21 protein-coding genes are annotated in these 24,203 nt (G+C 43.4%); 13 read left to right on the top strand and 8 right to left on the bottom strand.

Translation table 11 applies throughout. From position 1 onward, the window contains the following. Positions 1-310: 310 nt before the first annotated feature. Genes glgX through treY form a run of 3 tightly spaced genes read left to right on the top strand, consistent with a single transcriptional unit; the run spans position 311 to position 8,490 of the window. Positions 311-2,458, top strand: coding sequence for a glycogen debranching protein GlgX (glgX, locus tag QE417_RS21280; protein ID WP_311953477.1), 2,148 nt, complete (start codon positions 311-313; stop codon positions 2,456-2,458). Next, positions 2,439-4,271: a malto-oligosyltrehalose trehalohydrolase gene (treZ, locus tag QE417_RS21275; RefSeq protein ID WP_311953475.1), complete on the top strand. Its 1,833-nt coding sequence runs from the start codon at positions 2,439-2,441 to the stop codon at positions 4,269-4,271. Before glgX ends, treZ begins: the two co-directional genes overlap by 20 nt. Next, complete coding sequence (treY, locus tag QE417_RS21270; protein WP_311953472.1) at positions 4,264-8,490, top strand: malto-oligosyltrehalose synthase; 4,227 nt, start codon at positions 4,264-4,266, stop codon at positions 8,488-8,490. Before treZ ends, treY begins: the two co-directional genes overlap by 8 nt. A gap of 119 nt (positions 8,491-8,609) precedes the next feature. Here the strand turns inward: treY and QE417_RS21265 are convergent, their stop codons facing one another. Then, complete coding sequence (locus QE417_RS21265; protein WP_311953470.1) at positions 8,610-9,674, bottom strand: fatty acid desaturase; 1,065 nt, start codon at positions 9,672-9,674, stop codon at positions 8,610-8,612. A gap of 107 nt (positions 9,675-9,781) precedes the next feature. Here QE417_RS21265 and QE417_RS21260 point away from each other — a divergent pair, with 107 nt between their 5' ends. Further along, positions 9,782-10,000: a hypothetical protein gene (locus QE417_RS21260; protein ID WP_311953466.1), complete on the top strand. Its 219-nt coding sequence runs from the start codon at positions 9,782-9,784 to the stop codon at positions 9,998-10,000. Positions 10,001-10,079: 79 nt separating this feature from the next. On the opposite strand, the gene porT is transcribed toward QE417_RS21260, so the two are convergent. From porT to QE417_RS21240, 4 genes are all read right to left on the bottom strand, one after another. Beyond that, positions 10,080-10,808 (bottom strand): type IX secretion/gliding motility protein PorT/SprT, encoded by a 729-nt coding sequence (porT, locus tag QE417_RS21255; protein WP_311953464.1) that lies wholly within the window; start codon positions 10,806-10,808, stop codon positions 10,080-10,082. Then, complete coding sequence (ubiE, locus tag QE417_RS21250) at positions 10,809-11,540, bottom strand: bifunctional demethylmenaquinone methyltransferase/2-methoxy-6-polyprenyl-1,4-benzoquinol methylase UbiE (protein WP_311953461.1); 732 nt, start codon at positions 11,538-11,540, stop codon at positions 10,809-10,811. Between the two features lie 149 nt (positions 11,541-11,689). Continuing rightward, positions 11,690-12,109 carry a BLUF domain-containing protein gene (locus tag QE417_RS21245; protein ID WP_311953459.1) on the bottom strand — a complete coding sequence of 140 codons (420 nt, stop codon included), beginning with the start codon at positions 12,107-12,109 and terminating at the stop codon, positions 11,690-11,692. 108 nt (positions 12,110-12,217) lie between these two features. Further along, a complete protein-coding gene (locus tag QE417_RS21240) occupies positions 12,218-12,589 on the bottom strand; it encodes a response regulator (protein WP_311953457.1) in 372 nt (123 codons plus the stop codon). Positions 12,590-12,732: 143 nt separating this feature from the next. Between QE417_RS21240 and QE417_RS21235 the strand changes: the two genes are divergently transcribed. The 7 genes from QE417_RS21235 to QE417_RS21205 all read left to right on the top strand — a co-directional run bounded on the left by QE417_RS21235 (position 12,733) and on the right by QE417_RS21205 (position 18,897). Then, entirely contained in the window at positions 12,733-13,311 is a 579-nt protein-coding gene (locus QE417_RS21235) for a Crp/Fnr family transcriptional regulator (protein ID WP_311953454.1), read from the top strand. Positions 13,312-13,374: 63 nt separating this feature from the next. Continuing rightward, positions 13,375-13,974, top strand: coding sequence for a hypothetical protein (locus tag QE417_RS21230; RefSeq protein ID WP_311953451.1), 600 nt, complete (start codon positions 13,375-13,377; stop codon positions 13,972-13,974). Between the two features lie 283 nt (positions 13,975-14,257). Continuing rightward, positions 14,258-15,652, top strand: coding sequence for an arginine decarboxylase (locus tag QE417_RS21225; RefSeq protein ID WP_311953448.1), 1,395 nt, complete (start codon positions 14,258-14,260; stop codon positions 15,650-15,652). A 190-nt stretch (positions 15,653-15,842) separates the two neighbouring features. Further along, positions 15,843-16,697, top strand: a complete 855-nt coding sequence (locus QE417_RS21220) for an AraC family transcriptional regulator (protein WP_311953446.1) — start codon at positions 15,843-15,845, stop codon at positions 16,695-16,697. An 80-nt stretch (positions 16,698-16,777) separates the two neighbouring features. Beyond that, entirely contained in the window at positions 16,778-17,491 is a 714-nt protein-coding gene (locus tag QE417_RS21215; RefSeq protein WP_311953444.1) for an SIP domain-containing protein, read from the top strand. A 227-nt stretch (positions 17,492-17,718) separates the two neighbouring features. Then, entirely contained in the window at positions 17,719-18,456 is a 738-nt protein-coding gene (locus QE417_RS21210) for a class I SAM-dependent methyltransferase (RefSeq protein WP_311953441.1), read from the top strand. Between the two features lie 66 nt (positions 18,457-18,522). Then, a complete protein-coding gene (locus QE417_RS21205) occupies positions 18,523-18,897 on the top strand; it encodes an iron chaperone (protein ID WP_311953439.1) in 375 nt (124 codons plus the stop codon). Positions 18,898-19,058: 161 nt separating this feature from the next. Here QE417_RS21205 and QE417_RS21200 read toward each other — a convergent pair whose 3' ends face one another. Next, positions 19,059-20,135, bottom strand: coding sequence for an SGNH/GDSL hydrolase family protein (locus QE417_RS21200; protein ID WP_311953437.1), 1,077 nt, complete (start codon positions 20,133-20,135; stop codon positions 19,059-19,061). A gap of 420 nt (positions 20,136-20,555) precedes the next feature. Between QE417_RS21200 and QE417_RS21195 the strand changes: the two genes are divergently transcribed. Continuing rightward, positions 20,556-21,431, top strand: coding sequence for a DUF4440 domain-containing protein (locus QE417_RS21195; RefSeq protein ID WP_311953434.1), 876 nt, complete (start codon positions 20,556-20,558; stop codon positions 21,429-21,431). Positions 21,432-21,681: 250 nt separating this feature from the next. Next, a complete protein-coding gene (locus tag QE417_RS21190; RefSeq protein WP_311953433.1) occupies positions 21,682-22,152 on the top strand; it encodes a DoxX family protein in 471 nt (156 codons plus the stop codon). 75 nt (positions 22,153-22,227) lie between these two features. On the opposite strand, the gene QE417_RS21185 is transcribed toward QE417_RS21190, so the two are convergent. Together QE417_RS21185 and QE417_RS21180 are read right to left on the bottom strand one after the other, a co-directional pair. Beyond that, entirely contained in the window at positions 22,228-23,556 is a 1,329-nt protein-coding gene (locus QE417_RS21185) for an alpha-amylase family glycosyl hydrolase (protein WP_311953431.1), read from the bottom strand. Between the two features lie 13 nt (positions 23,557-23,569). Continuing rightward, a complete protein-coding gene (locus QE417_RS21180) occupies positions 23,570-23,944 on the bottom strand; it encodes a hypothetical protein (protein WP_311953430.1) in 375 nt (124 codons plus the stop codon). Positions 23,945-24,203 lie beyond the last annotated feature (259 nt).

The raw sequence follows: 24,203 nt of genomic DNA, 5'->3' as shown, positions 1-24,203 counted from the left end.
TGAGTATAAGGCCATACCTAAAATAGGGCGTTTTCAATCTTTGCAATCGATTGTCAAATATACTTTGATTTTGTTATGATGCAATAGTTAGTGTAAAAAAAACACACCAAATTTTTATCGAAATACAATTACTGTCTTTTAATTACCATCAAGTATATATGAATTGAGACAGGGTTGAGATTTAAGAATGGCTCTCTATGTTTAAAATTAATGCATTTCTATACTAATAAAACAATTTTTAATCTATAAATTAATAGTTATTTATCAATATAGCCCAAACATTTTTTGCGTAAAAACATTAATTGGGTGTATGAAAATTAACAGCTTCCCGGGTAAACCTTATCCCCTTGGCGCAACGCCCGACAGTAAAGGTGTAAACTTTGCTATATATGCCAGCAACGCTACCAAAGTGGAGCTGTGCTTATTTAAAACTCCGCAAGATGAAGTGGAGTACCTGAAAATTAATTTTACCGAACACTCGCACCATATATGGCATGCCTATATCCCGCATTTAAAACCGGGACAATTATATGGCTACCGTATACATGGCCCGTATGAGCCGCAAAATGGTTTGCGCTTTAACGCCAATAAATTACTCATCGACCCATACGCCAAAGCGTTATCTGGTACAATTGACTGGCACGATTCGCTTTTTGCCTATGATGTATATAGCGATGAAAAAGATTTAAGTTTTAGTGAAACCGATAGCGCACCCTTCATCCCAAAAAGCGTTGTGGTTAGTTCGAAGTTTGATTGGGAAGGTGATTGCCCGCCTGCTACCCCATATCACAGCACTATTATATACGAAACGCATGTTAAAGGCTTTACCAAGCTTCACCCCGATATTCCTGAAGAAATTCGTGGCAGCTACGCAGCCTTGGGCCATCCGGTTACCATTGAATATTTAAAAAAACTTGGCATTACCGCCATTGAACTGATGCCGGTACATCAATTTGTGGCCGACCGCCATTTGGTAGAGCAGGGATTGACCAATTACTGGGGCTACAATACTATTGGCTACTTTGCCCCCGATGTACGCTACGCCAGCAGCGGCCGTCAGGGCGAGCAGGTTACCGAGTTTAAGCAAATGGTAAAAGAGTTACACAAGGCAGGCATTGAGGTTATACTCGATGTGGTTTACAATCACACCGCCGAAGGTAACGAGTTAGGTCCTACCCTTTCTTTTAAAGGTATTGACAATGAGGGCTACTACCGCCTTACCGAAGATAAACGTTACTACATGGACTACACCGGCACGGGCAATACGCTTAACGCCTACCTGCCCAATGTATTGCGTTTAATTATGGATAGCCTGCGCTACTGGATCACCGAGATGCACGTTGACGGTTTCAGGTTCGACCTGGCATCAACCTTAGCGCGTGAGCTGCATGAGGTAAACCGTTTGAGTGCGTTCTTCGATATTATTCACCAGGACCCTATCATATCGCAGGTTAAGCTAATTGCCGAGCCCTGGGATATTGGTGAGGGAGGCTATCAGGTTGGCAAGTTCCCGCAGGGCTGGGGCGAGTGGAACGGTAAATACCGCGATTGTGTGCGCGATTACTGGCGCGGCGAACATAGTACCCTTGCCGAGTTTGCATCGAGGTTTACCGGCAGCGCCGACTTATATAAGGATGACTTTAGAAACCCCACAGCCAGTATAAACTTTGTGACCGCACACGATGGGTTTACCCTTAACGATTTGGTGAGCTACAACGAAAAGCACAACGATGCCAACGGCGAGGATAATAACGACGGCGAAAGCCACAATCGTTCGAATAATTACGGTGCCGAAGGCCCTACCGATGATGAAACGATCAATCAGATACGCGAACAACAGAAACGTAATTTTATAACCACGCTGTTTTTATCGCAAGGGGTACCTATGCTGGTTGCCGGCGATGAAATGAGCCGCACCCAACAAGGTAACAATAACGCATACTGCCAGGATAACGAAATTTCATGGTTGGATTGGGAAAATGCTGACCAGGAATTGATCGAATTTACCAGCCAGATGATACATTTCCGTCGTAAACACCCGGCATTTGCCCGCAAACGCTGGTTTAGGGGCACCCCTATTAAAGGGGTGGAAGATATTGCCTGGTTTTTGCCGGAAGGTGAACAACTAAGCGACGACCACTGGAATAATGATTTTGCCAAATCATTGGCTGTGTTTATTAATGGCCGTGGCCTGCGCACCCGCAACGAAGTTGGCGAGGCCTTAATTGACGATGGTTTTTACGTGATTTTCAACGCCCACTGGGAACCTGTGGAGTACAAACTTCCGGGCAGCCTGTATGCCAAAAACTGGACTAAAATTATTGACACCACCAACCATACTGTTGAAGACGAGGACACGTACGAGGCCGAATCGAACATTACGGTTAACGGGCGCTCCATAGTGGTTTTGCATCACCCGGTAATTTATGACCAAAGCAATGTTGAAGCAACCGTATAAACGCCCTGGCGTAACTATTAACGGCGCTGAAGCAGAAGTGTGCCTTTGGGCCCCCTTGGCAAAATCGGCGGCTGTGAAGCTTGAATCCAAAGGCGATATTTTGCCTTTGGAGAAAGCTGCCTATGGCTACTGGCAGCTTACTACCGATAAATTGCTGGAAGGCAGCCATTACAAATTCATGCTGGATGACAAAGATGCCCTGCCCGACCCTGCATCATTAAGCCAACCTGATGGTGTGCATGGTGCATCGGCAGTAGTAAATTTAAACGCGTTTAAATGGAGCGATGCCAACTGGCAAAACCCCGTTTTGCAGGATTATATTATTTACGAGCTGCATACCGGCACGTTTAGTGATGCCGGCACCTTTGAAGGTATCGAAGAAAAACTCGATCACCTGGTGAGCCTTGGCATAAACGCTATTGAGATTATGCCTGTGGCACAGTTTCCGGGCGAGCGTAACTGGGGTTACGATGGTGTGTTTCCGTACGCAGTTCAAAACTCATATGATGGCGCAAAAGGCTTACAAAAGTTGGTTGATGCCTGCCATGCTAAGGGTATAGCCGTAATATTAGATGTGGTGTACAATCACTTAGGACCCGAAGGAAATTATTTTAACGAGTACGGCCCTTACTTTACCGATAAGTACAACACCCCCTGGGGTAAAGCCCTCAATTTTGACGATGCAGGCAGCGATGCCGTGAGGCATTATTTTATAGAAAATGTACTGATGTGGTTCCGCGATTTTCATGTTGATGCCTTGCGTATGGATGCGGTGCATGCCATTAAAGACTTTAGTCCGGTGCATTTACTGGCCGAAATTAAAGGCCGGGTAGATGAACTCTCAAAAGAAACCAGTAAGCCGCATTATCTTATTGTGGAATGCGACTTGAATGATGTGCGCTATATCAATCCACCTGCTCAGGGTGGCTATGGGATGGACAGCCAGTGGATCGATGAGTTTAATCATGCTTTAAGGGTTACCGCAGGCGGCGAAAAAACAGCCTATTACAGCGACTTTGAAGGCATCAGTCATTTGGCTAAAGCCTACAATGATGCCTATGTGTACGATGGCCAATATTCGCCACATCGTGATAAGCATTTTGGCAGTAAGGCCGTTGATAATACGGGTGAACAATTTATTGTTTTTTCGCAAAACCACGACCAGGTTGGAAACCGTATGCTGGGCGAGCGCAGCAGCGAGTTGTTCAGCTTCGAGATGCAAAAACTCATGGCCGGGGCTGTTCTTACTGCACCTTTTTTACCCATGCTATTTATGGGCGAAGAATGGGCCGAGGCTAACCGTTTCATGTACTTTGTAAGCCATACCGACCCTGAACTGGCCGAAGCTGTACGCCAAGGCCGTAAAGCAGAGTTTGCAGCTTTCCACGCGCAGGGCGAGGCTCCCGACCCTATGACCGAGGAAACGTTCAACAATTCCAAATTACAATGGGCTTTGCCAGCACAAGGCAAGCACAAGCTGATGCTTGATTTTTACAGTGAGTTGATCGCGTTACGAAAAGCCCTGCCCGCCCTGCATCAGCTTAACCGTAAACAAACTTTTGCCCAGGCCGATGAGCAGCAAAACACGCTGATATTAAGTAGAAAAAGCTGCGAGCAGCAAGCTATTGTGCTCATGAACTTTTCTGTTAACATACAAACATTATATTTACCCGCTACGTCGCAGTCCTGGAACAAACAATTTGATTCGGCAGATGTAAAATGGAATGGACCGCAGGCATCTGCCCAAAAGGTTGACGGCGGCAAAAGTGTTCAACTTCAACCCCAATCGTTTTTAATATACGTTAATGAATAACCCTGTTGCTACCTATCGTCTTCAGTTTAACTCCACCTTTACGTTCGATGATTTTGAGCGCATTATTCCCTACCTGCAAAAATTAGGCGTAAGTACTATTTACGCTTCGCCGGTTTTTGAGGCAGTTCCGGGTAGTACGCATGGATATGATGGTGTTAATCCGCACCACATAAACCCCGAAATTGGCACCGAAAAGCAACTGAAAGCCATTAGCGCCAAACTGCAAAAAGACAACATAGGCTGGCTGCAGGATATTGTGCCTAACCACATGGGCTTTCATCACCACAACCCGTGGTTAATGGATGTGCTGGAGAAAGGCAAGTTATCGTTATACGCAACGTTTTTTGATGCCACATGGTCGAGCGCCTTATTTAAAGACGAGCCTTTAATGGTTCCGTTTTTAGGTAGCAACTTAGCAAAGGCAATAGCCAATAATGAATTAATATTAGCTTACGAACAGCAACAAGGCTTAGTGCTTCAATATGCCGAAAGCTGGTATCCGTTAAGTGCGGCTTCATACATTAGTGTATTACAGGCCATTGATAACGCCGAATTAAAACAGGTGCAAAGCCTGGTTAAAAGCATCAATACATTACCTACAACTGATGTGGGCACTTACGCCATTAAATGGCAGGGCATTAAACAAAAGCTGATTAAGGCCCTCAACGAAGACGATTTTAAACAACATTTTGAGCAGTGCCTCAATCAAATTAATCAAAACAAAGAGCAGCTTACCCAACTGGCTAACAACCAGGCTTACCGTTTATGTAACTGGCAGGAAACTGACCAAAGCATAAATTTCCGCCGCTTCTTTACCGTAAACGGATTAATATGCCTTAATATCCAGGACAAAGCGGTATTTGATCATTTTCACCAGTTTATTAAGCACCAGGTACAAGCGGGTGTTTTTCAAGGCTTACGCATCGATCATATTGATGGGTTATACGACCCAAGCCAATACCTCGAGCGCCTGCGCCAACTGGCAGGAGAAGAAACCTACATTGTTGCCGAAAAAATACTGGAGCATGGCGAGGAACTGCCCACCGAATGGCCTTTACAAGGCACATCGGGGTATGATTATTTGGCCATATTAAACAACCTGTTTACCAATCCCGCAGCAAAAAAACGCTTCACTGCTTTTTACGAAGATCTGGTTGACAGTGAGCAGCCGATAAGCGAACAGATCAAACAGAAAAAAGCAGCCATCCTGTTCGATCATATGGGCGGTGAGTTGGAAAACCTATACCAACTGTTTAAAAAGCTCCGCCTAACTGATAAGAAAATATTATCGGGCCTGGATACCGACCTGATCAAGAAAGCTATTGCCCAGCTTTTGATATTATGCCCGGTGTACCGATATTATGGCAATCAGCTACCCTTACAAAATGCCGAATATGATGCCGTAAAAGCAATATTTAAACAAGCTAAACAGGAGAATAAAGAATTACGACCAGCACTTAACCTGCTGGAAATTGTATTGCTGGAAAAACCAAAGCTGGGCAGCGCCGATTATAATCAGCGCGCTGTGCAGTTTTACCAGCGCCTGATGCAGTTTAGCGGCCCTTTGATGGCTAAAGGCGTTGAAGATACACTTATGTACACCTACAACCGCTTTATTGGGCACAACGAGGTGGGCGATGCACCAGAGGCATTTGGCATTGGAGTTAAAGAGTTTCACAAACTCATGAAGCAGCGGCAAAAGCAATGGCCGGTGGCTATAAACGGCACATCAACCCATGATACTAAACGGGGCGAGGATGTACGCGCGCGCCTGAACGCACTTACCGATCTATCTAAAACCTGGCTTAAAACGGTAAAACAGTGGCAGGAAGTAAACGCTGACTTAAAAACAAGCGAAGCGCCAGACCCCAATGATGAATACTTTATTTATCAAACCCTGGTGGGTGCTTACCCTATGCCCGGCGAACCTGATGATAATTTTGCCGAGCGCTTAAAAGAGTACCTCACCAAGGCCCTGCGCGAGGCTAAAACTAACTCCAATTGGGCGCATCCTGATGAAGAGTATGAAAAAGCTACCTTAAATTTTGCCACAGCGTTATTAGATCAGGATGGTGAGTTTTGGCCTTTATTCTTGGCGTTTCAACAAAAAATTGCCGATTATGGTATTGTGAACTCTTTGGCGCAGGTGTTGATTAAATTTACCAGTCCGGGTGTGCCGGATGTTTACCAGGGAACCGAACTTTGGGATTTAAGTTTAGTTGATCCTGATAACCGCCGCCCGGTTAATTACGATTTACGAAATAGCTTTTTAGAGGAGTTTGAAAGAGCGGATAATACTTCGGCATTGCTCAATAATTTATGGGAAACCCGTTACAATGGAGCTATTAAACAATTCATCACCCACAAGCTATTTGCTCAACGGCGCGAACAGGCCGGGGTATTTGCCAACGGCAGTTACATCCCGCTAAAAGTAAAAGGTGCTTATGATGATTATATTATTGCGTACGCGCGTCGTTATCAGCAGCAGTGGTACATTACCATTGCTCCGGTAAACTTAGCCGAGCTTTGCCGCGACCAGGACCGTGCCGACAACGAGCTTAAATGGCGCAATACAAGGGTTATATTACCACCCGAAGCACCCGCCGAGTGGCAAAACATATTTACCGGCACTACCGGCAAGACCAACGAAAACAGCATCCGTATAAAAGATGTATTTAAAGAGTTGCCGCTGGCTCTGCTCAAAATGCAATCTCCCGAAAGTAATCGGGGTGCGGGTATATTGATGCACATTACATCTTTACCATCTCCTTTTGGTGTGGGCGATTTAGGACCGGAGGCTTACAACTTTGCCGATTCGTTAAGCCGCTCGGGACAAAAATACTGGCAGTTATTACCCTTGAACCCAACGGGTGCCGAGCAACAGTTTTCGCCATACAGCTCGGTAAGCAGCATGGCGGGTAATACGTTATTGATTAGTCCGGCGCTATTGGTTGAAGCCGGATTGCTTAGTGCAGACGATATTAAAGGTTTCCAGTTGCCGGTGAATGCTAAGGTTAATTACACCGAAGCTCAGCATATTAAAAACCAGTTATTAAGCCGGGCTTATCAGAATTTTACCAGCGGAGAGTTCAAATTACTCAGTAATCAATTTGAACAATTTAAGCAACAAGAGGCGTATTGGCTGGATGATTTTGCCATTTACATGGCCTTAAAACAAAACAATAACAACGAACCCTGGTACGAATGGCCTGCTGAATACCGCCAGCGTAAAGCACCAGCTATAAAGCGTTTTGCCACACAGCACGAAGCCGAAATTACTGAACTCAAATGGCAGCAGTTTATTTTTGAACGCCAATGGGCCGATTTGAAAGCCTACTGCCAACAACAAAACATCACCCTCTTTGGCGATATTCCGTTCTATGTAAGTCATGATTCGGTTGATGTATGGGCTAACCCTGATAGCTTTAGCTTAAATACTGAGGGACAAATGCTTGGGGTTGCAGGTGTACCTCCTGATTATTTTAATGCCGATGGGCAGCTTTGGAGCATGCCGGTTTACCGCTGGGATGCTATGAAAGCCCGGGGTTACGATTGGTGGATTAAACGCCTACGCAAGAACATGCAATTGTTTGAACTGATCAGGTTAGATCACTTCCGTGCATTTTCGGCCTACTGGGAAGTGCCCGCAGGTGATGAAACCGCTAAAAACGGTAAATGGAAACCCGGCCCGGGCCGCAACTTTTTTATCTCCATTAAACAGGCATTAGGTAAGCTACCGTTTGTGGCCGAGGACTTGGGCGAGATAGACGAACCTGTATTTAACCTGCGGGATGAATTTGAATTACCGGGGATGAAAATACTCCAGTTTGCCTTTGGCGATGATGTGGCCGCATCATTATACATACCGCACAATTACGCAGAAAACTACCTGGTATATACTGGTACACATGATAATAATACCACGGTAGGCTGGTTTAACCAGGATGTAAACAAAAGCACCAAAAAGCAAATTGAGCAGTATACCGGCCAGTCGGTTAAGGCAAAAAACATTCATGACGTATTAGCGCGCCAGGCTTACTCTTCTACCGCTAAAATAGCCATACTGCCACTACAGGATGTAATTGGGTTAGATGAAACAGCAAGAATGAACAACCCATCATCAGTTAAAAACAACTGGGTATGGCGTTTAACCACTGTACTGGATACTAACGTAGAGGAAAAACTATTGCAATGGGTAAGGTTATACCACCGGGTATAATGTAATACCCTTAAAGTCATGCTGAATTTATTTCAGCATAACGGACTGATTAGTTTGATTTAGTTGAATAAACTTCATAACAAACAAAAAGACCTGCTTTTCGAGCAGGTCTTTTTGTTTTATTTTACAGTTTCTAATATCAATGGTTTGGCCAAAACTTTCGTTTCCTGGTGCGGCTTGTAATAATCTTTTAAAAATTTCTTTTTAGAGTCATGGTATTCAGTCACACCGCCCATTAAATTTAAAAGCTTAATGTAGCACCACGCCAAATCTAACTGGTGAGGCAAAAACCCCGAACGGGCGCTTTTAGGATATAAGTGGTGGTTATTATGCCATTCGCCGGCTACATAGCCCGGCCAAAGCTGGTTTACAGACATATCTGCCTTATTGTAATCCGTTCCTTCGCGGCGTTTGTCTTCACCTTTGCCATGGCCTTCGTAATTAAAAGTACGTACACCCACGGCCCAAAAGCCGGCTGCTCCAAATATGGTACAAGCTAGTGCATGCCCTCCTATCATAAAAAACACGAAGTACCAAAAACCCCAGTTTAGCAAAATGCCGCCAATGGTGCGCAACGGGTTAGCTAATGTTCCCCATTTTTGGTACATCGCATAACTGTTTGATACCTGACCAGTGTGCCCCATTAGCTTTACGCAACGGCCGTAGGCTTTCTCATCCATATTGCGGGCAATGGGCTGATGATTAACATCGGCCAAAAAGCAATATAGAAATCCGCCTTGTGCATTGTATGGGTCGCCTGGCTGGTCAGACTTGGCATGATGCACGTGATGCGAAATCACGTAAATTTCTTCGGGTATAATTTTGAGGGTGATGTTTTGCGTAATAAAGCGCCAAACCGGGTTACGGAATTTATAAGCACGGTGTGTACAATAACGGTGATACCAAACTGTACCATGCGAACCCATAACGATCATGCTGTAAGCGAACGCAATGAATAGTAACGAAAAACTAAAAAATTTAAAGATGAAGAAGCATAGCGGTATGGCCAGGCCAACAATCATCATCCAACTGGTAAAAGACAACCAGTTTTTTTTATCTCTGAATACGTTAAGGCGTTTAAAAAACTCTTTAAATATTTGGCCCGTAGTTGGTTTTGATAATTCCCCATTCCCGTCTGTCCACCCGTAAGAGGGTTGCTCTAACACTGTATCAATAAAAGCCATGCTTATTTATAATGTTTATAATTTGGCTGTAAGGTAGGTAAAAAAAATCACGATATTGTCAAATTTAACACAACCATAACAACTGTTTTTTTGTTAACCTACTAATTATGGAAGATTTTGGAATAACATTATCAATAAACAGCAGGCTAATTGAGGCTACGGTACACCCCCATGTTGAGGGCGAAAAAACTTATTACGACATTACTACCGATGATTTTTCGATCAGCATTTATAAAGACACCCTGTACACATGGGCTGCCAATGATGATGCCGGTTTTAGTGCCGAAGAAATTCAAACCATTGGTGAACAGTTGAATGAATATTAACAGAGAGCGGGGTGTTTGGAGCGGAAAAAAGATTTAATTAGAATTCTCCCTCGCTCTTCGCTCCAAACATCACGCTTTGCTACTCAAAGTGCAGGCTAAACATAATGCTATGTAAAAACAGCTTGCTGAGTGGTTGGCTTAGCGGCACATTGCCTGCTAATACGCTGTTAAAGGAATTGGCCACTTTAATTTCGGGCGACATTTTAAAGTATTCGAAATAAATATCGCAGCCGATGCCAAATTCATATGAGCCTATACCCCGCTTGTTGAGAATGTTTTGCTGCAAAGGGGCGGCATTTTCGTCAACTTTGCCTTTACTTACGGCCAACGAGTATTTTACCCCGCCAAGCAAATAAGCACGAAAGTTTTTCAACCTGTCTGACCGTAATTTGAGCAACAATGGCAAATCAATAGAAGTGGTTTGTATTTGCCGGTTTAATGCGTCCGATTTTTTTTCAAACTCGTAGTTTATTTCGCGGTCGGCAAAAACGAGCGCCGGGGTGGTACGTAGTTCCAGGTGTTCGGCAACACGATAGCGGGTTATAAAGCCCACGGTAAAGCCAGGCGAAGGTCTTGAACTTATTTGGGTAATGGGACTGGTTAAATCCTTGCCGTTTTCGGGATCGCGTATGGGTGTACGCCAGCTATCCTGCCTTACAATTTTATAATCCTGCAGCAGGTACTGAAAACTAAAACCAAAACTCACCAAATTTTCATCGGCACCGCCGCCCCAGGCCTGCACCTGTGCAAAGCCTGCATGGCTTAAAAGCAGCATAACCGATAATAATATGGCTTTTTTGATGCGCATTTATTTTACACCTGTATATACCGAACAAATGCCGAAAAGCAAAGGTCTGTTCTTCGTGTTTTTAAAGCCTACTTTCTCCATCAGCTTTACAAAATCTTTACCATCGGGAAATGCCGCAACCGACTCAGGAAGGTAAGAGTAAGCCCGCGCGTCTTTTGAAAATATCCGGCCTATGCCCGGTGTAATGTATTTAAAGTAAAAGTTATACAATTGCTTAACCGGAAACGCCTTAGGTTTTGAAAACTCCAGCACTACCGCTTTTCCACCGGGTTTTAGCACACGGCGCATATCGGCCAGGCCAACTTCAAGATTTTCAAAGTTACGCACCCCATATGCTACGGTAAGGGCGTCAAATTCATCGGCCTCAAAAGACAGCTTTTCCGAATCGCCCAGGCGCACCTCAAACTTATCGCTCAGTTTGCGTTTAGCAATCTTTTGCTTTGCAATTTCGAGCATTCCGGCCGAAATATCAACACCTATGATTTTATCGGGATTAAGGATAGACAGGGCTTCGAAGGCAAAATCGCCGGTGCCGGTGGCCACATCCAATATACGTTTTGGCTTAAGAGATTTAAGCTCGTTTATAGCTATTTTACGCCAAACAATATCAATACCCAGCGACATAAAATGATTTAAAAAATCGTAGGTTTTTGATATGTTGTTAAACATATCGGCTACCTGCTCTTTTTTGGTTGCCTGCTGGTTTTGGTACGGCGTTACGGTTTTGTTCATGCGGCCGTAAAGATAGTGATTTTTGTAATTGAGGGGTGAGGGATTTGAAGCAAGGAACATGGATCAATAAGCCGCAAAGCCCTGATCATTTTTCATAGCTTCACCTCTGGGCAGTACGCTTTCGCTCTCCTATCCTTCTGTTTACAATATTATACTGACATGCGGTTGTTATTGGCAAAGGTTTTCAGCATTCCAATAACTGCGTTCGATTTTTCGTGGCCTAAAAAGCCTGGCGTACGCGGATTGATATAAGTATCAAAAGTAGCCAGATCATCAGCATTAGTGCTTTTAAAGCCCATACGCCAATCAGGAAAATTACGTTCGGTAATGGTGCCTTCGGTCATTTTAAGAATGCTGCGATGCCTATCGTCACGCTCAATAGAATGGTAAGTTTTAGCCAGTGCGTCTTCCTCACCTTCCAGTACCTGTATAAATACACCTTCGCCATATAACAGCATACCGGTAAGGTTATTTTCTTCGTTGTTTTTACGGCTGGTTTGGAGAATTTCCAACAACTCATCTTCGTTCAGCAAATGACTTGCCGTACTGATGTAAACTAAATATTTCATAGGAGGTAGTGTGTACGGTGCAAATATAGCCTCTGCGTATGGCTTAACCGTAAAATGCCCTTTACCGTATTGTAATAATTACCTTACATATAACCCGTGGCTCTAAAGTTAGGCTGCCAGGGGCAATTTGTTACCAATTAAATTAATGAATTGCAGCATATCGAAGGGTTTGGATAATATTCCATCAGGCGGGCCCTGCTGGTTATAGGCCTCCATAATATCCATTAAGCCCGAGCACATAAGTACTACAATATGCTGTAAATGTGGCGATAGTTTAATGTGTCTGCAAATATCGCGTCCATCCCCATCAGGTAGCTTGGCATCCAGTATGATAAGGTTGGGTTTAAAATCTTCAATTTGTTCTAAAACCCCGTTGGCATATTCGCGGGTTTCAACCTCGTAGCCTTTTTTACGCAATATAATGGTGGTTATATTAAGTGTAAGTTTATCATCGTCTACCAATAATATCCTGTTGTTCATATAGTTGTTGTGGTTTGCACCCAAATCTAACTAATAGTTAATGAATTGGTTTCATTACAAAGTGTAAATCATACACCTAATTGTGATAAACCTTAAAAAGTGGCGTTTTTCTGCTTTATAAAAATAATTTTACTTTTATGCCGATGGACGAGCCCTTAGCCCTGATTTTAAACAACGTTGGTAAACACGTTAACCTTACCCCTGCCGAAAAAAATATTTTTACGGCCATGCTGCAACCCAAACAACTTAAACGCAAGCAGCATTGGGTAGCCAGCGGTGATATTTGCCGCCATTCGGCCTTTGTAATATCAGGTTGTTTGCGCGGTTACACGGTTGATAATAATGGCTATGAACATGTGCTCAGTTTTGCCCCACGCGATTGGTGGATGGCCGATATGTACAGCCTGCTCACCCACCAGCCCGGCAACCTAAACATTGAGGCATTAGAAGATACCGAAATTTTGATGCTCCCTAAAAGCAGCCAGGAAGATTTGTACCAGCAGGTGCCAAAATTTGAACGTGTGTTCCGTATACTGGCCGAAAAATCGCTGGTAGCCTACCAGCAGCGCCTTATTGATAACCTAAGCCTGCCCGCCGCCGAGCGTTACGACCGTTTTTGTAAACGCTACCCTACCCTTATTTATCATTTGCCGCAAAAGCAAATAGCATCATACATTGGTGTTACGCCCGAGTTTTTTAGTAAGATGAGGAAGGGGCTGTAATTATTGGGTTAGGCTTAGTTATTTCAGTATTTCGTTATATTGAACCATTATTTAACACGATCAATGAAACGCTTAGTATATTTATTTACTTTGACTTTTTTGTTGGGCATTAACTTTAACGCGTCTGCTCAGGTAAACAATTGCTATATCTCCTTTAAAAAAACTGGCAATTTAAAAATGAATAGCGCCGACCGCTTCCCGGCAGAGGCCGACCATAACTACAAATTGAATACTCAAGACGGCGAGGTTATATTAACCATGGTTGATGGCTACCGTATACTGTATTACAACAGCAAAAATGTTCCATTTGTAAATCTCAAAGTTGAAACATCAACCGCACAAAATTACGAAACCGATAAACGTAACCTGCTTGCCCACTTGCGCTATCTTAATGCAAACAGCATTACCATGGAAACTAAAGATTTAATAGAATTAAATTATAACGGCTTTAAAATATACGGCCTAAGCCGCAATAGCATTGAAAGCGGTAGTACATTAGGCACATTTGTGATGTTTCCGGGGAATAATACCATTGTTTATTTCTACTTTAATAACCTGAAACCCGAACTTTCCAATTTTAAAAACCTGGCAGATTACCAAGGGCAACGAAATGATTTTATAGGTGAGTATACCAGTTATTTGAATAATTGCCTGGGGAAATAAACTGCAGTTAGCGCTTGCTGTTAAAAGCATGGCCCACACCTGATAATGGTGCAACGCAACTACGGTATAAACACCTCAAAACTTATTTAGGCTAAAGGCGTTTTTAAACAAGTAAAACAGTACAACAACTTAATAACTAAACCTATAATCCAATATCCTAATAACCAATAAACTAACCCCGCGTTACAAATTACATTGAAGCGATAATTTTGTATGAGTTTTTACGCCTGATTTAGCTAAAAAAAATTCATTTTTGCCAAAATTTAAAACTACGTTATAAAGAATGCAAAGTTACCAGGAGTTTCTGGACCTGAGCGTGGGTTTCCCACAAGAGGGCTTCGAGATCATAGATGATGAGTTATACTTTCATGACCTGAACCTGATGGAAATGATTGAGACCTATGGTACGCCGTTAAGGTTTACCTATGTGCCAATTATTTCTAAGAAGATTCAGCAGGCAAAACTGATGTTTCAGCAGGCCATCATCAAAAACAATTACCGTGGCAGCTATAAATACTGCTACTGCACCAAAAGTTCGCACTTTAAACACGTGGTTGAAGAGGCTTTACGCAACGATATTCACCTCGAAACATCGTCGGCTTTTGATATGCCGATGATTGATGCATTGGAGAAAAAAGGTGTGGTAAGCAAAGACATTACGGTAATTTGTAACGGTTTTAAAACCTACCAGTACAAGCAGTACATTGTTGATATGCTGCACGATGGTTTCAGCAATATCATCCCGGTGCTTGATAACAAGGAAGAGTTCAATATTTATGATGATGAAATTGAGCTGGATACCCCTTGTAACCTGGGCATCCGCATAGCATCTGAGGAGCAGCCCGATTCGCAGTTTTATACCTCGCGTTTAGGTATCCGCATGGAGGATGTGATCGATCTTTATTATAACAAGATCGAAAAAAATCCTAACTTCCGCGTAAAGCTGCTGCATTTCTTTATTAACTCGGGTATATCAGATACGCCTTATTATTGGAATGAGTTAGAGCGCTACGTTACGCTGTATTGCAAATTCAAAAAGATCAATCCTGACCTGGATACCCTGGATATTGGCGGTGGCATGCCGTTTAAAGATTCGCTGGTTTTTGATTTTGATTACGAATACATGATCAACGAGATCGTGAGCCGTATTAAAGAGATTTGCGCCGAGCACGATGTAGAAGAACCGGATATTATTACCGAATTTGGTAAATACACCTGCGCCGAGGCTTCGGGCATTTTATACAAGGTATTGGGCCGTAAACAGCAAAACGATCGCGAAAAGTGGCTGATGCTGGATGGTTCGTTTATTACCAACCTGCCCGATGTTTGGGCACTTAACCAAAAATACATTTTGTTGCCCATTAATAACTGGGATTCTGAGTACGAACGCGTGAATTTAGGCGGTATTACCTGTGACGGCCAGGATTACTACAACCAGGAAGCTCACATGAACAGTGTGTATATGCCTAAAACCCGTAAGGTGCAATATTTGGGCTTTTTTCATACCGGGGCATACCAGGAGGTATTGAGCGGTTACGGTGGTATACACCACTGCCTGCTGCCATCGCCCAAGCATGTGCTTGTACGCCGCAACCGCGATGAGACCTTCAATTTTGAGGTGTTTGGCGAGGAACAGAACAGTAAACAAGTGTTGAAAATATTAGGTTACACAGCATAAACAAAATAGCCCTCCCCAAAACGGAGGGCTGTTTTGTTTGAAATAAATAAACCATTTTGTTGTTTCGAGTGATAACAAAAAATCCTGTACGTTAACGCCTTTCGTTTACATAAGATTACTCACTATCGTTCGGAATGACATTTTTTTAAAATTCTTCTCACTACGTTAGAGCCAACAATGGCTTTCTTTTATGAAACACATTCCCATACACCGTCTTAGCGAACGTGCAGGAATTGGCGTGGAGGTACGCCATACATCTGACGGCGGCAAGTACCTTCAAGAGGCACAAAAATTGGGCGCTCACCGTGATGATCATTACATATTTTTCATGGTAGAAGAAGGTCATGGCTCACTTGTGGTAGATTTTGAGGAGGTTTTACTAAAAAGACGAACTATTTACTACATGCTACCCGGCCAGGTACACCACAAAATAAATAACTCACACATTGAGGGCTGGTTTTTAGCCGTAGATACCCTGCTGGTACCTAAAGATTTCAGGCGGATATTTGAGAACCAGCTTTTGCTGCAACAGCCTTATAACTTGGATGATAAGCATTACCAGCAATGCCACACCCTCTTAAAACTCATTCACAACCATTATAACAACAATACCGAATCGGTATTTTATAAAGACATCATGCACTCGTTGCTTAACTCTTTCATAGGCATGGTTGCGTGCGGCTACGAGGTGTTGAACAATACGGGCAAAAAGCAACAAAGGCCTTCGCAAATTATGCAGGATTTTAAAAACATCCTGAATGAAAACTTTAAAACCCAAAAGCGGCCGGCGGCTTATGCCTCCATGCTTAACATATCAGAGTCGTACCTTAACGAAGCCCTGAAAAATACAACAGGCTTGCCCGTATCTTACTGGATAATTAACGAGGTAATGCTCGAAGCTAAGCGCCTTTTATATCACACAAACCTGAATGTGAAGCAAATTGCACATGAAGTTGGCTATGATGACCATACTTACTTTTCGCGCTTGTTTAAAAAAACCAGCGGAGTAACTCCTTTGGCGTTTAAAGCCACTTACCGCAAATAATCCAATATCTACCCCAATTGTTCCATTTCAGGGGCAATGGTTTCCGGCTTTCTTTGTAACACTAAATAACAACAGTTACCATGCAAAGCCATACTCTACAACGCTTAAAGAAAAAAGCAGCCGGCTTAATTGAAGGCCGCCTGTTAAAAACCGGTCGTGTACTTGATATACGCAAGTGGGAACCATCAACCATCATAGAAATTGACCTGCACCTGCCACAAACCACTATGGATAGCTGGCATGAGGTGCCCTACATTAAATGCAAGGTAGCCGATTTTACCTATCGCGATTATACCCCATCGGGCTGGGATGCCGAAACTCAGACTTGCACCCTGTATGTTGATGCCGGGCATAACGGAGCTGGCAGTAAATGGGCACAGCAATTGCAAAATGGCGATACCGTTAGTTATGCGGGTACCAATTCAACCCGCCAAATGCCCAGTACTACCTCATCGGTTATATGCCTGGGCGATGAAAGCAGTATAGGCCACTTACTGGCCATGCAGCAACTTACCCTGCCTGGCACCCGTTTTTCGGGCGCGGTGGTTATGGGCAACCCCGAGCACCGCAATCAGTTTAAAGAGTATTTTCGCTCACCGCTGCAGCCTATTGCCCGCAATGATGTGTATGGCCATCATAGCTTAACCGAATGGCTTTTACAGCAATCGTACAACTTGCAAAACACTTTTTTTTACATTGTAGGCAACAACACCATGGTAGTTGAGCTGCGCAAACTGTTAAAAAAACAAGGATACAACTCAAACCAGATCAAAAGCCAGGGCTTTTGGTCGTAAATAACAATTAATAATGATGTGCAGTACAATAATGCTAATACTTAGCACGCTGTTACGCCTGGGCGTAGCGGGAGGCACCAGCTACTGGCTGGTAAAACAAATGAGCCATTATGATAAAGGCGCAAAATAAGAACCGCCAACTTATAGCTTACTTCATATTTTATGTGCCTTTATTAAAACAAATAAGGTAAATTAGCCTTGCTTTAACGTAAACACACGCTCAACCTATGTTAAATTTAAGGACTTACCTCTTCCCTGCTGTTTTTTTGTTTTGCTGCTGTACGCAACCCGCGTCAAGGCATCAAACCGAGCAAAAAGCGGCGCAGCAAAAAGATACCGTTTACACTTATAAAAAACCGGCTAAAAACGGTATAGGCAAAGTTTACAAAGGTCGCGAAATTGCCCAGGTAATGGGTTTTAGCGGTGCCGGATGGCTTGAGCGCGACACCCGCAACCAGGAAGAAAACGTACAACTGGCGGTAGAAAATTTACCAGTTAACAAAAACAGCATAGTAGCTGATATTGGTGCCGGAACCGGATTTTACACCTTTCGTATATCACCCAAGGTAAGTAAGGTTTATGCAATCGAGTTACAAGATGAAGCATTAGACTACCTAAAACTCCGGAGTAAAGAACTTAAACAAAAAAACGTTGAAGTGGTAAAAGGTGAAGAAAAAGCCCCTAACCTACCCAACAGCAGTGTAGACCTGGCCCTAATGGTCGACGTTTACCACGAGTTGGAATTTCCGCAGGAATACCTCCAGGCATTATATAAATCACTTAAACCCGGCGGCAAAATTGTAATGCTCGAGTACCGCGGAGAAGATCCTGAAGTACCCATTAAAGAACTGCACAAAACCACCGAAAAACAAATTACCAAAGAACTTGCCGCCAACGGCTTTAGTTTTGTTGAAGATAAAAACGGCTTGCCCATGCAGCATTTCCTCATCTATCAAAAAAAATAGACTTTAAGGTGAAAGCTGAAAGGGTAAAGGTAAAAGGCTTGATATAAGAACCACAAATTATATATCATGAAAGCAGAAACTCCCGCTGATATTGATGCCTATTTAGCCACCTTCCCTAAGGCTACGCAAGCTATATTGCAACAGGTGCGCGAGATTATTCAGAAAGCTGCTCCAGAGGCTACCGAGGCCATTAGTTACGCCATGCCTACCTTTAAGCTGAATGGCAATTTGGTACATTTTGCAGGCTACGCCAACCACATTGGCTTTTATGCCACGCCAACTGGTAACAGTGAGTTTGCCGAAGAGCTATCGAAATATAAAACCGGTAAAGGCTCTATACAGTTTCCTATAAACGAGCTAATGCCTTTAGATTTAATTACCCGGATTGTAAAATTCAGAGTGGAGCAAAATCTTTTAAAAGGTAAAAAGACGAAGGGTTAAGGTAATTGAGTGATATTTAAATCCTGTCTGTGCGAGTAATGACAAGAATCTTTTCCTATCGTTAACTAATCGCTTTGAAAAGATTTCTCCTAACGTCGAAATGACACGATTGGGTTACCGATAATTCACTATTTTCCACTCACTCACTCACTCACTTCAAACTACCACTTTACATTCTTCTCAATAAAGCCAATTAACTGGTCGGCCATTACCTTATGTTCTTTTAAGCTGGGGTGACCGCCCGTGTTTTTGTAGGGAAACATCAATGAATAGATGTTCTTATCCTTCAAATTCTTAACCGCCTGCCGCACATATCCCGGCCATGCCGAACCATCGCGGGTGGCATCCATGCTGCCTAAGGCGCAAATAATTTGAGCTTTAGGATAGGTTAAACGGATGATACTTATGAATGCCTGGTAAACACTTATAATATCATCAGGAGTAGGTGCTTTGTTACCAAAACGAGCTTTGTATTGCTCATGCTTAGCTTGAGCAATAATCCACGAGTCGTTTTGAAAGAGGTTAACCACCACCACATCGGGCGTATATTTGCTAAAATCCCATTTGCTGGTTGAATCGTTGGCATCTAAACGGTTATACATTTCGGGCATAATGAGCGGAAACCAGCTTACCATAATTCCAATGCCGCTTTTGGCAATACAGCTGTATTCAGCATCAAAATGGCGGGCCGTAATAGCTGCGTAGCTTTGGTAATTATCTTCAAACGGCGATGTTCCTCTATCCTGTTTAGTGGTATCGAGGTTGCCGTAGCCACAGGTAATGGAGTTGCCATAAAACTCAATTTTACGCTTCTTAGTTTCAGGGGCGGTTAACAGTTGCGTGCCTTCATCTAAATTTAAACCATAAAACCAGGTTTGCCCAAATGCCCACTCCGATAGTTTATACAATTCCAAACTGTGCGGCCCCGCCGTTAAGCCCGATGCCAGCGTATACCACTGCTTTTGTGTTTCGGCTTTAAATTTTTGAGCTACCTGTCCGTCAACAATTACGTTGTAGTAATTAAGTCCTGCTTGGTCTTTAAGCATGGCTTTTACGCCGGTGCCATTAAAATTTATCTTTACGCTATTGCCCGACCATGACAGCATCGTACTATCCGTCCTTACATCAACCCGGCCCATGTAATGGATGTGCTCATCATCATTTTTAACGGTAATTTGCTGCGCAAAACATGCAAACGAGCCCAAGCTGAGTAGTATGGTACAAAACAGTTTATTCATGGTGGTTTTAATAATTTTTAAACAGTGTTTTTATTTAGAATAAATATAAACTACTTTTGTACCCGACAAGTGCCATGGAACAAGAGCAAACAAATAAGCCAGCCCAATATACTGTTAATCAGTTTATATTAAAAGACTTTAGCTTTCAACTCGAGTGCGTTTACAAAAAGTGCTGTAAGAAGTATAAGAAAGGTAAACGCTGCGGTAGCTGCCCTAAGGGGTAATTATCAATGCTCTTTAGGGGGTAAAAGCTTCATTTAAAAAGTAGTTAACTCATAGCTTAATTATTTCCAATTCATTACGAATTGCTTTTCCCCAAGTTAAATCCGGTAATTTTTAAAGGCAAAATATATTTGAACGTATACGTTAGTATTTACATTGTTTATATTTACGTAACTTTTAATACTAAGCCTTTATTTAATGAAACACCTTAACCTTATTTTCATAATTGCACTTATTGGGGGTACCAGTGCATGGGCACAAACCCAATCACAAAAACATCTTAACCAATTAATTGCGGCCGAAAACGGCTTTGTAAAACTCGCTGCCGATTCGGGCGTAAAAAAAGCTTTCCTGCTATCGCTGGATGAAAAAAGCATCAATTTTGATAACAATAAACCTGTTGATGGCCTTACCCTTTGGAAGGCCTCTGCTGAAAATAAGAAAGCAGCGCTGATATGGCATCCGGCAAATGCTGCTGTTTCTGCATTTGGTGATATGGGCTTTACCATGGGGCCAGCCGTTTATAAACCTAATATCGATTCGGCACGGGGGTTTAACAGTTACTTTTTCTCGGTATGGAAACGCAACGCAGCAGGTAAATTTAAAGTTGTGCTTGATGGTGGCTGCCGCCGACCCGCCGATGCCGTAATGGAAGCTAAATTAACCGATGGCAAGCCGCTGGCGAAACGCCCGGTAAGCAAGCCAGCCAAAAGCTTGATAACTGTTGATCAGTTAGAAAACTCTTTTATTACAGCATGTAATGCTGATGCCAAAGCTGCCTATCATAAACATATGGCCGATAGCGCATGGGCCTTACGCCCCGGTAAAATAGCAGGTAAGAACAAAACTGATAACCTGACTATGGTCATCAATCCTAAAATTACTGAATGCAAATACACCTTCGTTAGTGGCGAAACGGCGCAAAGCAACGATTTAGCTTATGCCTACGGCACGGTTACCCTTAACATCATTAACAAAGCAGGCGTTAAGCAGGCGGCTAACGGGTTTTATGTGCGCACCTGGCAAAAGCTCAATGGCGAGTGGAAAATTGTTGGAGATATGTTGAGTTATTAAGTGATGAATTGTGAATCTTCAAATCAATTATGTCATTCCGACTTTAGGAGGAATCTTATACGTGCGATACGAATGCAAGGCGTACAGGATTTCTCTCTATCGTTCGAAATGACATATTTTTCATTGATCTCTATAAAACAAATCCTGTTTAAAGCCGCAACAAAGCATCAATTATAGTTGTAAATATTCAACCAATTATCCGTAACTTCATACTACCAAATTATAACATTCTTTAAAAAAGGAGGACACTATGAATGTAGTTCAAAAAGTGGAGCATTGGGGCGATGTACATCATGCCAAATGGCTCGACGCAATCCGTGTTTTATTAGGATTAATTATTTTTAGCAAGGGCATTGTATTTATTAGTCAAACCGGTGCGCAGCAGGATTGGATTTTGCAAAACAGCATGTTCAGTTCTACGGCGCTTACGTCAATGGCTATAATTCACACCGTGGCCTTTGTGCACATTGTGGGCGGGCTGCTCATTACCATGGGTTTATTAACGCGCTTTGCAGTGGTTATACAAATACCTATTTTGCTGGGTGCCATATTTTTTGTGAACATAGCCCGCGGGTTTACTTTCCTTAATTCCGAATTATGGCTATCAATTGTGGTACTGCTGATGCTTGTCGTGTTTTGGGTAGTAGGCTCGGGCGCGTTTTCGGTTGACCACTGGATAAACATGAACCGACCGGTACCTAAACCACAACCCCACGAATAATTTGATCGACAAAACATCATAAACTAAAAATCCCCGGCCTTAAACCGGGGATTTTTTGGTTGCTAATATTTGCCATTAAAAATTCAATATCAATCCACCCATAGCCGGTAGCTTAACCCGTAGCCCCTCGCCTATTTCAATGGCGGTAAAAACTTCGTTAGTCAATAGATCGGTAAAGCGGGCTTCGCCCATGAGGCCAAATTCGCCCAATAATTCGTAAGGCATGGTTACGTGCAAATACTGCTCGTGCCGGTTAAAATTAACAATCACCAAAATGCGGCTGGTTGGTGTATAGCGCAGGTAAGTGTAAATATGCTCGTTAAAACCTTCGTTGCGCTCGTTGCCCATCATCAGCTCATAAAACTTGCCCTCATAAATAGCAGGGTGCCGGGTACAAATATTAAGCAAGCGACTGTAAAAGCTACGCAGGCTGCGCTGGTTATCCGTTAATTGTCCTCCATCATAGGCACCGTTGTTTACCCATTTCTGATGTTCGGGTACGCCCCAATAGTCAAATATGGTGGTTCGGCCATCGTTGCCGCTAAAGCCGCTGGCCCCGGTTGCGGGTTCGCCTACTTCCTGCCCAAAGTAAATCATTACCGGGCCGGTATTCAGCGTAGCAGTTACGATCATTCCCGGAACGGCCAGCCAGGCATCACCGGCAAAATCAGGCGAGGCTATGCGCTGCTCATCGTGGTTTTCCATGAAGCGCAGCATGCGCTCGTCAAAGTCTTTACAATGGTGGTTCCAAACGGCGTTTATTTGCCAGGTACTGGCACCCCATTCGTTACGGGTGAGGCGTTTGAGGGCATCGTACAGTCCCACTTTATCGTACAGGTAATCAAACTGCCCGTTAAACAGGTAATTACCGTACTGATGGGTTTGGTAGGCTTCGCCAATGAATATAAGCGATGGGTAACGTTGTTTCATTTGGGGTATGATCCATGCCCAAAACTCTGAGGGAACGTATTCCACCATATCGCACCGGAAACCATCAATGCCTTTATCGGCCCAAAAGCTTAAAATGTGGAGCATTTTAGTCCATACAGGCGGTATGGGGTCAAAGTGCATATGGTACCCACCACTAAAATCTACCCCGTAATTGAGTTTGATGGTTTCAAACCAGTTGTTGATGGATGGGCTGGCCGTAAAAACATCATCACCGGTTCCTTTGGCAGGGTTTTCATCAAACTTACCATCCTTCATGGGGCTGCGAAACCCCTTACCGCCCGGCTCGTAACCCTGCGGCACGGTAAAGGGCACACCTGGGATGTAATAAAAATCATTTTGTGGACTGAATGCCTGCGTAACATCATCATCGGCACCAAAATCGCGTATGCCTTCGGGCTTTACATCGGAGTTGTAGGTACGGGCAACGTGGTTGGGCACAAAGTCGATAAGCACCTTTAAGCCTTGCTCATGGGTGCGCGATTATAAGCGCCTCAAACTCCTGCATACGGTTGGGTACATCTACCGCCAGGTCGGGGTCAACATCGTAATAATCCTTTATTGCATAGGGAGAACCGGCACGGCCTTTCACCACGTCGGGGTCGTCGGGCTTAATGCCGTGGGCCGCGTAATCGGTCATGGTGGCGTGCTCAATAATACCGGTGTACCAAACGTGGGTAAAACCCATGGCTTTTATTTCGGTAAGGGCTTGGGGCGTTATATCGTTAAACTTTCCGCAGCCATTTTCTTCTATCGAACCATAAAACTTATTGGTCGTGTTGGTATTACCGAATAAACGGGGTAGCAGCTGGTATATAGTGAGTTTATGCGAGGTAGATGCCATAGTAACAAAAGTAATGGATTGGATGGTTTGTTTGAATACTTCGCTAAGCAAAACGACATCAATTTTTAATATAATTTCTGCTGATACTTTCGTTAGTACCCTGTTAGGCTAATGTCTTTTGATCCCCTACTCGGGAACTACCGTGTAGCCACAGGTTTTATGCCCCAGCGGGGCTACCTGTTTATAGCAATTGGTTTAGCAATCGAACATGCTCCGTTAGGAGCTACCCTTTATTTATACATGCTTACGAAGGGTAGTC

Source organism: Mucilaginibacter terrae (assembly GCF_031951985.1).
In the GTDB taxonomy this organism is placed as follows: domain Bacteria; phylum Bacteroidota; class Bacteroidia; order Sphingobacteriales; family Sphingobacteriaceae; genus Mucilaginibacter; species Mucilaginibacter terrae_A.
The sequence above is the reverse complement of the archived record's forward strand: the minus strand, read 5'-3'. Positions and strand labels throughout refer to the sequence as shown.